At 59.7% G+C, this 14,714-nt stretch carries 10 protein-coding genes; 7 read left to right on the top strand and 3 right to left on the bottom strand.

Annotated elements, in window-relative coordinates:
• Nucleotides 1–39 precede the first annotated feature (39 nt).
• The 6 genes from hrpA to LG203_RS05335 all read left to right on the top strand — a co-directional run bounded on the left by hrpA (nucleotide 40) and on the right by LG203_RS05335 (nucleotide 9,860).
• A complete protein-coding gene (hrpA, locus tag LG203_RS05360; RefSeq protein WP_230344823.1) occupies nucleotides 40–4,077 on the top strand; it encodes an ATP-dependent RNA helicase HrpA in 4,038 nt (1,345 codons plus the stop codon).
• A 212-nt stretch (nucleotides 4,078–4,289) separates the two neighbouring features.
• Nucleotides 4,290–4,793 carry a MarR family winged helix-turn-helix transcriptional regulator gene (locus LG203_RS05355; protein ID WP_230344822.1) on the top strand — a complete coding sequence of 168 codons (504 nt, stop codon included), beginning with the start codon at nucleotides 4,290–4,292 and terminating at the stop codon, nucleotides 4,791–4,793.
• Between the two features lie 71 nt (nucleotides 4,794–4,864).
• Nucleotides 4,865–6,436, top strand: a complete 1,572-nt coding sequence (locus tag LG203_RS05350) for an efflux transporter outer membrane subunit (protein WP_230344821.1) — start codon at nucleotides 4,865–4,867, stop codon at nucleotides 6,434–6,436.
• A gap of 116 nt (nucleotides 6,437–6,552) precedes the next feature.
• Entirely contained in the window at nucleotides 6,553–8,703 is a 2,151-nt protein-coding gene (locus tag LG203_RS05345) for an FUSC family protein (protein ID WP_230344820.1), read from the top strand.
• Nucleotides 8,704–8,705: 2 nt separating this feature from the next.
• Nucleotides 8,706–8,906: a DUF1656 domain-containing protein gene (locus LG203_RS05340; protein WP_015829848.1), complete on the top strand. Its 201-nt coding sequence runs from the start codon at nucleotides 8,706–8,708 to the stop codon at nucleotides 8,904–8,906.
• Nucleotides 8,907–8,975: 69 nt separating this feature from the next.
• On the top strand, nucleotides 8,976–9,860 hold the full coding sequence (locus LG203_RS05335) for an efflux RND transporter periplasmic adaptor subunit (protein WP_230344819.1): 885 nt from the start codon (nucleotides 8,976–8,978) through the stop codon (nucleotides 9,858–9,860).
• 120 nt (nucleotides 9,861–9,980) lie between these two features.
• Here LG203_RS05335 and LG203_RS05330 read toward each other — a convergent pair whose 3' ends face one another.
• Together LG203_RS05330 and LG203_RS05325 are read right to left on the bottom strand one after the other, a co-directional pair.
• Complete coding sequence (locus LG203_RS05330; protein ID WP_230344818.1) at nucleotides 9,981–10,262, bottom strand: hypothetical protein; 282 nt, start codon at nucleotides 10,260–10,262, stop codon at nucleotides 9,981–9,983.
• Between the two features lie 138 nt (nucleotides 10,263–10,400).
• Nucleotides 10,401–11,312, bottom strand: a complete 912-nt coding sequence (locus tag LG203_RS05325; protein ID WP_013441927.1) for a LysR family transcriptional regulator — start codon at nucleotides 11,310–11,312, stop codon at nucleotides 10,401–10,403.
• Between the two features lie 98 nt (nucleotides 11,313–11,410).
• On the opposite strand from LG203_RS05325, the gene metE reads away from it, so the two are divergent.
• Nucleotides 11,411–13,711: a 5-methyltetrahydropteroyltriglutamate--homocysteine S-methyltransferase gene (metE, locus tag LG203_RS05320; protein ID WP_230344817.1), complete on the top strand. Its 2,301-nt coding sequence runs from the start codon at nucleotides 11,411–11,413 to the stop codon at nucleotides 13,709–13,711.
• An 89-nt stretch (nucleotides 13,712–13,800) separates the two neighbouring features.
• Here the strand turns inward: metE and LG203_RS05315 are convergent, their stop codons facing one another.
• Nucleotides 13,801–14,673 (bottom strand): EamA family transporter, encoded by an 873-nt coding sequence (locus LG203_RS05315; RefSeq protein WP_230344816.1) that lies wholly within the window; start codon nucleotides 14,671–14,673, stop codon nucleotides 13,801–13,803.
• Between the last annotated feature and the right edge of the window lie 41 nt (nucleotides 14,674–14,714).

Genomic DNA, 14,714 nt, shown 5'->3' with positions numbered 1-14,714 from the left:
GCGTGCATGTTAAAATCGCGCCAACCTATGAACACCGCCATGAATACCACCACCAACCCCCGTCACGTCATTACCCAGCTGGAGAAACTGCTGCCCGAGTGCATGCTGGTCGACCGTTTTCCTTTGCGTCGGCGCCTGCAGCAGGTGCGTGCGCAGCTGGATCAGCAGAAGCCTGAGCAAAAATCCCCTGACAAGCTGCTGGCCGAGCTGGCCAATCGCGTGCGCGATTCCGTCGCGCGCCTGCAGGCCCGCAAGACTGCATTGCCCCGGCCGGATTATCCCGCCGAGTTGCCGGTCTCTGGCAAAAAGGACGATATTGCCGCCGCCATACAGAAACATCAGGTGGTGATCGTTTGCGGGGAAACCGGCTCGGGTAAAACCACCCAGTTGCCCAAGATTTGCCTGGAGCTGGGCCGCGGCGTCAGCGGCCTCATCGGCCATACCCAGCCGCGGCGTATTGCAGCCCGCTCGGTGGCCTCGCGCATTGCGCAGGAGCTGAATTCGCCGCTGGGCCAGGCGGTGGGTTACAAGGTGCGCTTCAACGACAAGCTCTCCGAAAGCAGCTATATCAAGCTGATGACGGACGGCATTTTGCTGGCGGAGACGCAGGGCGACCGGTTTCTCAATGCCTATGACACCATCATCATCGACGAGGCGCACGAGCGCAGCCTGAACATCGATTTCCTGCTGGGCTATCTCAAGCAGCTATTGCCGAAGCGTCCTGACCTCAAAGTGATTGTCACCTCGGCCACCATCGATGCCGACCGCTTTTCGCGACACTTTGATGGCGCGCCGGTGATTGAAGTCTCCGGCCGCACCTATCCAGTGGAAGTCCGCTACCGCCCGCTGGGCAAGGCGGGGTTTACTGCCAAGGAAAATCCTCCCGAGCAGGAAGACGAAGACGACCTGGAACTGCTGGGGCAGGATCTTATGGGCATCAAGCGCAAGCCGCGCGTGGAATCGCGTTGGCTGGAAGAAGACGATGCCGAAGAGGCCATGGAAGAAGCGATTCTGGATGTGGCCGATGACCTGATGCGGCTGGGCGAGGGCGATATTCTGGTCTTCCTGCCTGGCGAGCGTGAGATTCGCGATACCGCCGACCATCTGCGCAAATACCAGGGCCGCTCGCCCAAGCTCAAGCATGTGGAAATCCTGCCGCTGTTTGCGCGGCTGTCGATTGAGGACCAGCAAAAGATTTTCCGCTCTGGCGGCGCCCGCCGCATCGTGCTGGCGACCAATGTGGCCGAAACCTCGCTTACCGTGCCCGGCATCAAATACGTGATCGATACCGGCCTGGCGCGGGTTAATCGTTACAGTGCCCGCGCCAAGGTCGAGCAGCTGCAGATCGAGAAAATCTCGCAGGCCGCGGCACGCCAGCGCGCAGGGCGTTGCGGGCGAGTGTCGAGCGGCATCTGCGTGCGCCTGTATGACGAAGAGGATTTCAATAATCGCTCCGAGTTTACCGACCCCGAGATTCTGCGTTCCTCGCTGGCTTCGGTGATTCTGCGCATGGCCGCTTTGCGGCTGGGCGATGTGAATGACTTTCCCTTTATCGAGGCACCGAGTTCACGCCTGATCGCCGATGGCTACTTGCTGTTGCAGGAGCTGGGTGCGGTGGATGCCGACCGGCAGATTACCGAGCTGGGCAACCAGCTGGCACGCTTGCCGCTGGACCCGCGCGTGGGCCGCATGATCCTGGCCGCCAAAAAGGAAAGCTGTTTGCAGGAGATGCTGATCATCGCCAGTGCACTGGCGATACAGGACCCACGCGAACGGCCCATGGACAAGCGCGAAGCCGCCGATCAGGCGCATGCCAAGTTTGCTGGCGAGCAGTCCGATTTCATGAGCTTCCTCAAGCTGTGGGCGTTTTACGACGAGGCGCTGAAAACCAAAAAGTCCAACAAGGAGCTGCTGGGCAAGTGCCATCAGAATTTCCTGTCTTTCCTGCGCATGAAGGAGTGGCGCGAGCTGTACTTCCAGCTGCTGGAAATCGCAGAGGACATGGAGTTCAAGCTCAACGACAAAGAAGCCTCTTATGAGCAGATACACCGGGCGCTGCTGTCCGGCTTGCTGGGTAATATCGGCTTCAAGGATGGCGAGTCGGAAAGCTATCAGGGGGCTCGTGGCATCCGCTTCAATATCGCCCCCGGTTCGGCCCTGAAAAAGCAGCGCCCCAAGTGGGTGATGGCGGCCGAGCTGATGGAAACCACCAAGCTGTATGCGCGCTGTGTGGCCAAAATCGAGCCGGACTGGATAGAGCCGCTGGCACGCAGCCTGACACAAAGCCATTACACCGATCCGCGCTGGGATCGCAAGCCGGCGCAGGTGGTGGCGTGGGAGCGCGTGAGCCTGTATGGCCTGACGGTGATTCCCAAGCGACGTGTGCATTACGGGCCGATCAACCCGCAGGAAGCGCGCGAGATTTTTGTGCGCGAAGCGCTGGCGAATATGGAATTCGACACGCGCGCGCCGTTTTTTGAAGCCAACCGCCGCCTGATTGCCGACATCGAAGAGCTGGAACACAAGGCACGCCGCCAGGATGTGCTGGTGGATGAGCACGCGCTGTTCGCGTTTTACGATGCGATTATCCCGGCGGGCATCATCAATGGCGCAGGCTTTGAAAAGTGGCGCGAAGAGGCCGAGCGCGAAAATCCGCGTCTGCTTTATCTGACCCGTGATGCGCTGATGCGCCACGGCGCGGCAGGCGTCACCGAAGCGCAGTTCCCCGAATCCATGCCGCTGGATGGCACCGAGATCGTCCTCAAGTACCGCTTTGAACCGGGGCATCCGCTGGATGGTGTGACCGCCACCGTGCCGCTGGCGCTGCTGAATCAGCTGGACCCGACTGCCAGTGAATGGCTGGTGCCCGGCATGCTGCGCGAGAAACTCACCGCGCTGATCAAGGCCCTGCCCAAGACGCTACGCCGCGTGTGCGTGCCGGTACCGGAGTTTGTGACGGGGTTTCTGGAGCAGGCGCAGATCGGTGCTTCGCCCCTGATTCCCGCGCTGATTGCCTACATCCAGCAGCGCACCGGGCTCAAGATGTCAGCCGATGAGCTGAATGTGGAGGCCTTGCCTGCGCATTTGCACATGAATTTCCGCGTGGTGGATGAGAAGGGCCGCGAGCTGGGCATGGGCCGCGACTGGACTGCATTGAAACAACAATTGGGGCAGGCCGCCCAGCTCACCTTCCGCAGCAGTTCGCCCTCCATCGAGAAGAGCGGGCTCAAGCAATGGGACTTTGGCGACCTGCCCAAGACCCTGACCTTCAGTCGTGATGGGCGCCAGCTGACCGGCTACCCGGCGATAGAAGACGAGCAGGACAGTGTGGCGGTCAAGCTGTTTGATACGTCCACTGCGGCCGAAGATGCGCACCGCGCCGGGGTGCGCCGCCTGATGCGCTTTGAGCTTAAAGAGCAGATGAAGCAGCTGGAGAAAGGCCTGCCGGGCTTTACCCAATACGCCTTGCTGCTGCGCAACCTGATGACACCGGATGAACTGCGCGACGACATGCTGACAGCGATTGCCGACCGCGCCTTTATCGGCGAGGACGACTTGCCGCGCAGCAATGCCGACTTCATGAATCTCAAGCAGCGTGCCCGCACCCGATTGCCTGCGGTGGTGGAGGGCGCCAGTCGCCTGGCTGCCGCCATAGCTGCCGAATACCAGCCACTGATGCAAAAGCTGGGCAGCCTGCCCGGCCCCATGGCACGCCTCAAAAAAGAAGTGGAAGAGCAACTGGGACGCCTGTTGTACAAGCGCTTTTTCAGCCAGACGCCGTGGGAGCGCCTGCAGCACGTGCCGCGCTATCTCAAAGGCTTGCGCCTGCGGCTGGAGAAATACCCCGGCGGCATTGAGCGCGACACGCGCAATGGGCAAGCGGTGCAACAGGTCTGGCAGCGCTGGGAAGAGCGCGTGGTGAGCTTGCGCAAGAGCGGCCAGCCGGTGCCGCCTGCCTTGCAGGAGTACCGCTGGTTGATCGAAGAGCTGCGTATTTCATTGTTTGCGCAAGAGCTGAAAACGCCGTTCCCGGTCTCCGTCAAACGCCTGGATAAAGCCTGGGCTGATCTTTCCTGATGTTCTATCTCGCGCGCCCATGCCTCCTGTCCGGCAGGCATGGGTGCCAGGCTTGTGCATGCTCCAGGTGGTCTGTGCATTCCCGTTTTTCATTCCATCACACCCTGTGTAAATGCATTTATGCAGACAAGGGCGTCATTCACTGCGGCCAATTATTCGGCAGCAAAAAGATTTTTATTGAATTTAATATGGAGCCATACTAATATGGCCTCATGTTACTTCTCAAAGAACTTCCTACCTCCAAAAGCCTGGAACGTTTTGTTCAGCGCTATCCGCAAACCGATATTTCGGCCATCTCGGATTTTGTCGCCTTGTTGCGGGCCGCGGCGGATATTTCCGATGCGCTGGACAAGCTGCTGGGCAAGCATGACCTGCTGCAAGGCCGCTGGTGGGTACTGGTATTGCTCATGCGCCAGGAGGATTTCACTTCATCGCCTTCTGATCTGGCGGAGAAGGCTGGCGTCACCAAAGGCACCATGACAGGCTTTATTGACGGCCTAGAGCGGGAAGGCCTGGTCACGCGCCTGATCAATAACGATGACAGGCGCAAATTCCTGATCCGCCTGAGCGCCGCTGGCCTGCAAAAGCTGGACGAAGTGATGCCGGACTACATAGACAAGGTGAAGCTCTTGATGGATGTCCTGAGCAAGTCGCAACGTGATGTCCTGATCTCGCATGCCAGAACGCTGGCCGAGCATGTGGATGTCATGAAATAAGCTGCTTTCATTTTTTTTGAATATTTAGTTTGAATCCATACTTTATGGTTCCATATTTTTAATTGACTGCCATGCTGCCTGACTCAACTCCGCAAAATGCGCATGCCATAGCGCATCCTGATGCTGTCGCTAACGGCCAGTCACTGCCATATCGGCGGCTGTTTGTCGTGTTGTTCGCATGCAGTCTCGTTGCACTGCCTGGTTGTATCAGCATGCGTGGCATTACCCCGCAGGCGACGACGGTACAGGCCAACCAGCTTGAACTTGGCGATACCGTGATCAGTGCCGCCAAAATCGAATGGCCGAATGCCGCCTGGTGGAAGGACTATCACGATGCCCAGCTGGATGCATTGGTGACCAAGACCATTGCCGATAATCCCGATCTCAAGGCGGCGCAAGCTCGCATAGGGCTGGCGCAGGCGTATGCGGACAGCATGCACGCCCAGACCTTGCCGACCATGAGTGGTGACACCACGATGACGCGCGAGCGTTTTACCGAGCTGCAATTCATTCCTGCGCCCTGGGCCGGGCATACCGACTGGAACAACCGCGCCACCGCATCGCTGGCCTACGATCTGGATTTGTGGGGCAAGCAGAAGGGCATGTGGGCGGCCGCGCTGGACGAAACCCATGCGTCGGCAGCCGAGATGCAACAGGTGCAGCTTGAACTCGTCAATGCCGTGGTGAGGAGCTATATCCGCCTGGGGTTTGAATACCAGCTGCGCGATATTGCCGAAGAGCATGTGCATGAAGTGGAGCACCGTGTGGCGATTGCCCGCCGGGCACTGTCGGCGGGTCTGACTACGGAGCTGGCCGTTGCCGAAACCGAAGTGCCATTGCCCATGGCCCGCATGAAGGTGCAGCAGATTGAAGCACGCATTGCCCTGATCCAGAATCAGCTGGCCGCCTTGTCGGGTCAGGGTCCCGGTGCGGGTGAACATATCCAGCGCCCCGTCTTGCACGACGACACCACCATAGGCCTGCCCGACCAGCTGCCTGCCAACCTGATCGGTCGCCGTCCGGATATCCTGGCAAGCCGCTGGCGCATTGAGGCCTCGCGGGAATACATCGCCAGCGCCAAGGCCAGTTTTTACCCCAATATCAATCTGCTGGCATTTGCTGGTTTTCAGGCGCTGGGCTTCGGCAAGCTGTTCAGCAATGCCGCTGCCATTGCCGGCGTGGGGCCGGCCATTTCGCTGCCTGTTTTTGATGGCGGCCGCCGCCGTGCCAACCTCAGCGCGCAAACCGCCAGCTACGACATGGCCGTGGAGCATTACAACGCCATCGTACTGAAAGCCCTGGAAAGCATCTCGAATCAGCTGGTGTTGCTGAATGCCAATGCGCGCGAGATCAAGAGTGCTGAGGAAGCGCTGGCCACGGCTGAAAAAGCCCATGCGCTCGCCCTCAGGCATTACAAGGCTGGCCTCACCAATTATGAGCACGTGCTGGCAACGCATGAGGTGGTGCTGACGCAACGCGAAGCCATGCTGCAACTGGAAGCCGACAAGCTGGATGCCCATGCCGGCCTGATGCTGGCGCTGGGTGGCGGGCTGAATGACGAAAAGGCCAGCCAGGTGATCTCCGATGCCAGCCGCCATCATAGCGATGCCACGAAAAAAGGCAGGGCAGGGAGCGCACCATGAACGTGTGGTCACCTGCGAGCATGAGGCGGCCGCTACTGCGCGCCCACGTGCACCTGCGCCTGTGCGCTCTGGCGTGCACACGGCACATCGGCCGGGTTGGGCATGGCATGTCGGCAATGGCGCGTGCGCTTGGCATGGGGGCTAGCCTGGGCGCACGCGAGTGGTGGAAGCTGGATGCCTCTGTCATCGCCTATGTTTTCAAGGCCCTGCTGGCAAGTGTGCTGGCGGTGTGGATATCGCTGCGCCTGGAGTTTGACCAGCCGCGCACGGCACTGCTGACGGTGGCGATCGTCATGCAGTTTCGCTCAGGCATGGTGCTGACCAAAAGCTATTACCGGCTGATCGGCACCATCTTTGGCATTATCGCGTCCTTCCTGCTGGTCGCCATGTTTGCGCAGGAGCGCGTGCTGTTCCTGCTGTGCATGACGATCTGGATAGGCCTGTGCACGGCGGGCTCGGTAATCTTTCGCAATCACCAGTCCTATGCCTTTGTGCTGGCGGGCTACACCTTGTGCATCGTCGGCCTGCCCGCCACGCTGGCGCCCGAGCTGACCTTCAATATCGGCGTCACCCGCCTGTCCGAAATCCTGGTGGGCCTGCTGTGCGCCACGGTAGTGAGTGATCTTGTGTTTCCACAACGCATGTGGAATGTCACGCTGCAGACGGTACGTCGGCGCTACACCGACTTTTGCGACCTGCTGCGCATCAGCGCGCGCGAAGGCGTGGCACATGCCACCTTGCAGGCCCACATGCTGCGGTTCATCGGCGACATTTTCAGTCTGGAATCCTTTCGGGCTTCTTCAGGTCTGGAGACGGATGAATCGCGTGGGCACCGCCATCGCCTGAGTCATCTGAACAAGGAATTCATGGAAGTCTCCACGACCTTCCATGCCTTCAGCCGGCTGTTGCAGCGGCAACGCAACAACAGCCGTGCCGAGGTGCGCGAGGCCTTGCTGCAGCTCTATCAATGCCTGGCAGACGCGGTGAGTGTGCAACACCGCAGCGCGCAGACCGAGCAGGAAACCCTGGAGATTGTGCAGAAGCTGAAAGCCTTCCGCGAAGACTTCAAACTGCGCCTGCAAGCGGCCCGCCATCGCTTGCCAGCCGCCTTGCAAACCAGGGACCTGCTGGATTTTGACACCGGGGCCGCCTATCTGCTGCGGCTAGCCGAAGAGCTGTATGTCTATAGCCGCACCTACGGCTCGATTGCCACGGGCAGTGCGCCCGACCAGGGGCATGCTGAGGAGCTGCCTGCGCAGCTGGAGATGCATTTTGATCCATTGGCCGTGGCGCTGGCCGCGCTGCGCGGCAGTATCACGCTGCTGATACTGGCCGGGCTCTGGATATTCACCGACTGGCGTTCGGGTATCGAGGCCATCACCATCGGCGTCATCACCAGCACCCTGTTTGCGAACAGTCCATCGCCCAGCAAAACCATACGCCACTTCATGGCGGGCGCTGTCATTGGCACCGTGCTCGCGTATTTCAGCAATTTCTGGTGGCTGACCCAGGCGCATGATTTCTGGACGCTGATCATCGCCATCAGCCCCGGCATTCTGCTTGCCAGCTGGCTGGGTTCCAGGCCTGCTACCGCGTTTATCGGGGCAGGGGCTTCCGTGGTTTACCTATTGCACATCGGCTTCAATACCGTGTTCAGTGCCAATCCGGTCACCTTTCTCAACGATGCTGTGGCCGATCTGCTGGCGATCCTGGTCTCGGGCACCATGTATGGCCTGATCGACCTCAGCGGCAGCGCCTGGTCCCGGCGGCGCGTATCCAACGCCCTGCGCAACCTGGTGGTGGCCGCCTGCCGCGAATCCACCCCGCTGCGGCGTGCCCGCTTTGAAGCCAGCGCGCGGGATCTGGTGCAGCGCTCCGGCAGCGTGCAACGGGTAGGCGAGGCGCAGGATCAGGTAGTGGTCGAATGGCTGTTTTCGGCGCTGGAAGTTGGTCATGCCGTGATCGCCTTGCGCGAGCAGTTACCGCATGTGCCAGTTGAGACGGCCCGCGCCCTGCAACACGCCATTGCGCAGATTGCCAGCCTTTACGAGGCGCCAGGCAAGGCCGCCATTGCACACGCAGCAGACGCCGTTGATCAGGCGCTGGCACTGGCTGCCCCCAGTGCCGCCAGCGAGATGCCACTGCATGTGCGCCACCAGTTGCTGACCACGCTGCATTTTGTACACAGTACCCTGCTGGATGAAGCCTCGGTGCTGGCATTCGGCCCCACCATGCCCGCGCGGACTAGCCCGGCAGGAGGACGCTGATCATGCCACGTGAATTTGCCTTGCTCGATGCCCTGGTGCCCACCTTGCTGCTGGCATTTATCGCAGCGGCGGTTGGCACCCTGGTGCTGGACCGTATGTTTGCCTGGCTCGGGGCTTATCGCCTGGTCTGGTACCCCGCGCTGTTTCGCTTGTCGGTATTCGGGTGTCTGTTTGCAGGTCTGGGGTTATGGATTTACCAGTGATGACGCAGGAATTTGAAGTGTGACGGTTGTAATGGAATTAGCGCGCCGAATTTGTGAAGGAAACTTGCCATGAAATTTTATCTGAAACGCCTGTTCAGGATACTGATCACGCTGGCCCTCGCTGCCGCTGCGGTCTTTCTCGCCCAAAAACTGTGGGTGCGCTACATGGATTCGCCCTGGACGCGTGATGGCCGGGTACGGGCCGACGTGGTGAATATCGCGCCGGATGTGGCCGGGCTGGTGGTGAAGGTGGCGGTGCGCGACAACCAGTTTGTGCATCGTGGCGATGTGCTGTTTCAGATTGACCCTGAGCATTTTCGCCATGCCGTGGCTGAAGCCAATGCCATCGTGAATCAACGCAAGGCGGCCTTGCAGATGAAACGGAATCAGGCCCAGCGCCGTGCCAGCCTGGATGACGAAGTGATTTCACGTGAAAACCGCGAAGACACCGACCTCGACGCCGTGGCCGCCAAAGCCGACTACGAGGCTGCGCTGGTCACCCTGGAAAAAGCCCAGCTCGACCTCACGCGTAGCACCGTGCGCTCACCGGTGGATGGCTGGGTGTCCAACCTGCTGGTACGCCCAGGCGATTATGCCCAGGTGGGCGCGGCCAAGCTGGCGATCATTGATCAGCATTCCTTCTGGGTATACGGCTACTTTGAAGAACACAAGCTGCCGCTGGTGCATGTGGGCGATGCCGCCGAGATACAGCTGCTCGGCACTGGCCGCCGCTTGCCGGGCCATGTGGAAAGCATCGCCATGGGGATCACTGACCGCGACAATCCCACCGACGTCAGGCTGCTGGCAAATGTGAACCCCAGTTTCAACTGGGTGCGGCTGTCGCAGCGGGTGCCAGTGCGCATCCATATCGATGCGATTCCAGAGGGCCTGACGTTGGTGGCCGGCATGACATGCTCGGTGGTCGTCAAACCCTCGGCCAAAGTAAAAAGCTAAAAGTGACAGGCGAAAAGCAACGTGGGTGACCAGCAAAATGCCTGGTCACCCACGGGCAGCTTATGAAAGCCTTGTTACATGAAGCCAGACAACCTTAAAGCTTAAGTCATGCGACCAGAGTTATTCGGTCTTGGGCTCGTCTGGTGTTGCCGTGTGAGGCTCGGTGCCTTCAGGAGCGGGGGCGACTTTCTCGTGCTCAGCGGGCACATAGCCACCGGGTTCTGCCTTGCCAGACGCAGCGGGGGCAGCAGGTGCACCCTCAGGGGCAGCAGCCGGTGGCGGGGTGGTGGCAGCGGGGGCTTCTGCGGTTTCCGGGGTCGCAGGCTCAGGTTTTGAGCAGGCGGTCATCAATGCAGCGGTCATTGCAATGGTAATAAGGGAGCTCGGCCATGATTTCATCATTGATTATTCTCCTTTGGTCATTTTCATTTAGGCTTGCTTGTCAGGGTTAGAACCCCATGTTCTGGCTTAAGTTCGGTCAAATTGTCATTTGCACTACCAGGCCTGGATTAATTAGTTAAATTAAATCAATCGTTTGTTTCACAGCAAACGTATGCCTGCCAGCGTATCCAGGCAGGTTTCGCGAATAATCCGCACCAGATCCACCGCATAAGGCCGCGCCATGATTTCGGTATTGCCAGTGGCGTAGAGCTCAGACCACAGGCCTTTGCGCGTGATGGGTTTGGCGATCACATACTCATGCTCCAGATAGCTCTGTATGCCCCAGCTGGGCAGCGCTGCCAGCCCGCGACGGCTCGCCACCAACTGCATGATGGCGACAGTCAGCTCGGCCGTGCGTCGATCAAACGCCACATTGGCCGGATGCAGGACTTCGCGTATCAGGTCGATGCGCTCTTCCGGCACCGGATAGGTGATCAGCGTGCTGCCGCTGAAATCCTCGGCCTGCAAAAAGGGGCGGGTGTGCAGGGGATGATCTGTCGGCAATACCGCCATGATTTCAAAGGTGAAAAGCGGTACGTGCTGCAGCATCTTCATCTTGCCCGGCAGGCCGCCAATCACAAAATCCGCCTTGCCTTCCTTGATCAGGCTCCAGGGGTCGCTATGAAACCCGGCTACCAGGTCCAGCTCCACTTCGGGCCAAGCACGCCGAAAGGCATCCATCACCGGCGTCAGCCAGTCAAAGCAGGTGTGGCATTCCAGCACAATGCGCAGCTCGCCGGACTGGTCGGATTTCAGCCGCTCCAGATCTCGCTCCGCCTGCGCCGTGGCTTCCAGCACGATATCCGCCAGCTTGAGCAGGCGCTCGCCTGCGGGCGTAAAACGCAAGCCGTGCGCGGTGCGCTGAAACAGCGTGATCTGGTAATACTGCTCCACCGAGCGTATCTGATGCGAGAGCGCCGATTGCGTCAGGTAAACGCGCTCGGCGGCCAGCGCCAGCTTGCCGCTTTCAGCAATGGCCTTGAAGGATTTGAGATGTCGGATTTCGATCATGATATGAATTTAATTCAAGTTTAATGGAAAAAAACTCGCTTTATTAATTCGATGATAGCACGCAAACTGCGGCCTTCGTTATTCAGAGGTGAGTTGTCATGATCAAAGCCCATATCCTGGGGTACCCGCGCGTCGGGGCCAACCGTGAACTGAAAGTTGCGCTGGAGGCATTCTGGAAAAGTGCGCCCGGCGAAGAAGCCCGCCATGAAGCAGTGCTGGAGCAGACCGCGCGCCAGTTGCGCGAGACGCATTGGCAAAAGCAGATAGACGCCGGTCTGGCCTTTATCAGCGTGAATGATTTTTCATGCTACGACCATGTGTTGGACCACAGCGTGTTGTTTGGCGCCACGCCGGCGCGCTTCGGCTTTGCCGGGCGGCCATTGCAGGCGCAGGACTACTTTGCCCTGGCCCGCGGCAATGCCGAGCAGCCCGCACTGGAAATGACCAAGTGGTTTGATACCAACTACCACTATCTGGTGCCGGAGCTGAGCGCGGAGACCGAGTTTTCCATCAACGCCCATGCGTTTTTGCTGCAGATAGACCAGGCGCTGACCACCGGCGCCGAGCTCAAGCCGGTATTGCTGGGCCCGGTGTCTTGGCTGTACCTGGGCAAGAGCCGCGATGCCGGGTTTGACCGCCTGAGCCTGCTGCCGGCCTTGTGCGCGCAATATGCCGCCTTGCTGAGTGAGCTCAAGCTGCGCGGCATTGCCTGGGTGCAGATCGATGAACCCGTGCTGGCGCTGGACCTTGATGCGCGCTGGCTGGCGGCGTTTGCCGATGCCTATGCCCGCATACGCGACCACAGGCCCAAGCTGTTGCTGACGACGTATTTTGAAAGCGTGGCGCGCTATGTGGGCGCGGTCACTGCTTTGCCGGTGGATGGCCTGCATATCGACCTGGTGCGGGCGCCAGAACAGCTCGCCGCCTGGCTCGCGGCCTTGCCCAGTCATTGGGTGCTGTCTGCCGGGGTCGTCGATGGCCGCAATGTCTGGCGCAATGACCTCGACAAGACCTTGCAGTTGTTGCAGCCGGTCGCGCAGCAGCTGGGAGATCGCCTGTGGATCGCACCGTCATGCTCGCTGTTGCATGTGCCGGTCTCGCTGGCGCAGGAGTCATCTATGGATGCGGAAATACGCTCCTGGCTGGCCTTTGCCGATGAAAAGCTACGTGAGTTGCAGCTATTGCAGCAGGCGCTGAATCATGGAGTGGATAGCGTGGCTGCCGAGTTTCAGGCCGCGCGCAAAGCCATAGCTTCTCGCGGCGCATCGCCGCGCGTGCATAACGAGAGCGTGCAGCAGCGCTTGCAGCATCTGCCGCAGTTATCCGCCGAGCGCAGCAGCCCCTTTGCCGAGCGGCGCCTGGCGCAGCAAAAGCGCTTGCGGCTGCCTTTGCTGCCGACCACCACCATAGGCTCTTTTCCGCAGACCGCCGATATACGCGCCAGCCGGGCGGCGTTTCGCCGTGGCGATCTGAGTGCCGAGGATTACACGCTGGCCATGCAGCAGAACATACGCCACGCCATTGAGCAGCAGCTGGCGCTGGATCTGGATGTGCTGGTGCACGGCGAAGCCGAGCGCAACGACATGGTGGAATACTTTGGCGAGCAGCTGGCAGGCTATGTGTTCAGCCAATACGGCTGGGTGCAGAGTTATGGCTCGCGTTGCGTCAAGCCGCCGATTATCTATGGCGATGTGCACCGTCCGCTGGCGATGACCGTGGCGGAGGCCCACTACGCGCAGTCGCTCACCAGCAAGCCGGTCAAGGGCATGCTCACAGGTCCGGTGACCATGCTGCAATGGTCGTTTGTGCGCGATGATCAGCCGCGCGAAACCACCGCCTTGCAACTGGCGCTGGCGATACGCGATGAAGTGGCCGATCTGCAGCAGGCAGGCATTGCCATCATCCAGATTGACGAACCTGCCTTCCGCGAAGGGCTGCCCTTGCAGCAGGCCAAGTGGGCGCAGTATCTGGCATGGGCGGTGCGGGCATTCAAGCTATCGGCCAGCGTGGCGGAAGACAGCACGCAGATACACACCCATATGTGCTATTCGGAGTTCAACGATATTCTGCCGTCGATTGCCGCCATGGATGCCGACGTGATTACCATTGAGACTTCGCGCTCGGCGATGGAACTGCTGGATGGCTTTGGCGAGTTTGATTACCCCAACGACATCGGCCCCGGCGTGTATGACATCCACTCGCCGCGTGTGCCGAGTGTGGAAGCCATGACTGCCTTGCTAAAGCGTGCGATTGAGGTGATCCCGGTAGATCGCCTGTGGGTGAATCCGGATTGCGGCCTCAAAACCCGCGGCTGGCCGGAAACCATCGCCGCCCTGCAACACATGGTCGCTGCAGCGCGTCAGCTCCGGCACGAGAAGCTGAATCACAAGGCGGCGTGATCTCGGGATTATCGCTCGTGTAAACCTTGCCAGCGGCCCACGTATCAAGGCATGCGTGGGCCGCTGGCATTTTTAATGCCCGGCTTGGGTCAGGCGCTAATCACCAGCAAGCTGCCCAGCATCATGACGATGGCGGCGATCAGCTTGCGCAGAATGTCTTTTTCCTTGAACACCTGATAGCCCACCAACACCTGCAGCACCATGCTCATCTGAAACAGCGCCAGCGTGTACGCTACCAGCATGTGCGACAGCAGCACCAGCGTGCAGTACTGCATGATGAAAATCATGGTGCCTATGCTGGCAATTGTCGGCAAATGCGACAGCGAGGTTTTCATGCCCTGTTTCACATCCGCCGGAATGAACAGCAGATTCGCCAGCATCACCAGCGGCAAGCCCAGCAGCGACCAGAACACCAGCGTGGCCAGCGGCCCGCCATCCGTCACCGCGTTTTTCAGGAACAGCGTGCCGATGGAAAACAGCAATATGGACAGAAAGCGCGCCTGCACGCCGCGTTCCTTCAGCAACAGCAGCATGCGGTTGGCCTCGCGCTGACCGTTGGCAGGCATCAGAAAGAAACTGCCCACCACGATGATGGCCACGCCTGCAAAGCCTTGCAGGGTAGGCACCTCGCCCAGAAACACAATGGCGAGCAGCATGGAGATCACCACCTTGTAGGCATTCAGCGGCCCGAATATCGACAGATCGGTTTTGGCGAGCGACATCACCATGAACATCCAGCCACCCACATCCAGCAAGGCCGCCAGCAAGACATTCACCCAGAACGCCTGCGGCAGGCTGGCAGCATGCACCACAGGCACCAACGGCAGCGCCAGTACGCTCAACACCACATAGCTGGTCGCCACCATGAAGAAGGGGTGCAGCGGATGCTGCGACAGTTTTTTCTGATAGACATTGGACAGGATGGAAAACACCAGCCTGCCAAATACGAACGCGATTTCCACTAAGAGACGACCTTTTACTTTGAGTTTATTGCCTGAATGAG

Origin of the sequence: Methylovorus mays, from assembly GCF_020531915.1 — a bacterium.
Taxonomy (GTDB): Bacteria; Pseudomonadota; Gammaproteobacteria; order Burkholderiales; family Methylophilaceae; genus Methylovorus; species Methylovorus mays.
This window is presented reverse-complemented; position numbering and strand designations above follow the sequence as displayed.

Coding starts and splice junctions, on each gene's coding strand:
- hrpA (WP_230344823.1), top strand. CDS start 40: ATGAATACCACCACCAACCCCCGTCACGTCATTACCCAGCTGGAGAAA.
- LG203_RS05355 (WP_230344822.1), top strand. CDS start 4,290: ATGTTACTTCTCAAAGAACTTCCTACCTCCAAAAGCCTGGAACGTTTT.
- LG203_RS05350 (WP_230344821.1), top strand. CDS start 4,865: ATGCTGCCTGACTCAACTCCGCAAAATGCGCATGCCATAGCGCATCCT.
- LG203_RS05345 (WP_230344820.1), top strand. CDS start 6,553: ATGGCGCGTGCGCTTGGCATGGGGGCTAGCCTGGGCGCACGCGAGTGG.
- LG203_RS05340 (WP_015829848.1), top strand. CDS start 8,706: ATGCCACGTGAATTTGCCTTGCTCGATGCCCTGGTGCCCACCTTGCTG.
- LG203_RS05335 (WP_230344819.1), top strand. CDS start 8,976: ATGAAATTTTATCTGAAACGCCTGTTCAGGATACTGATCACGCTGGCC.
- LG203_RS05330 (WP_230344818.1), bottom strand. CDS start 10,262: ATGATGAAATCATGGCCGAGCTCCCTTATTACCATTGCAATGACCGCT.
- LG203_RS05325 (WP_013441927.1), bottom strand. CDS start 11,312: ATGATCGAAATCCGACATCTCAAATCCTTCAAGGCCATTGCTGAAAGC.
- metE (WP_230344817.1), top strand. CDS start 11,411: ATGATCAAAGCCCATATCCTGGGGTACCCGCGCGTCGGGGCCAACCGT.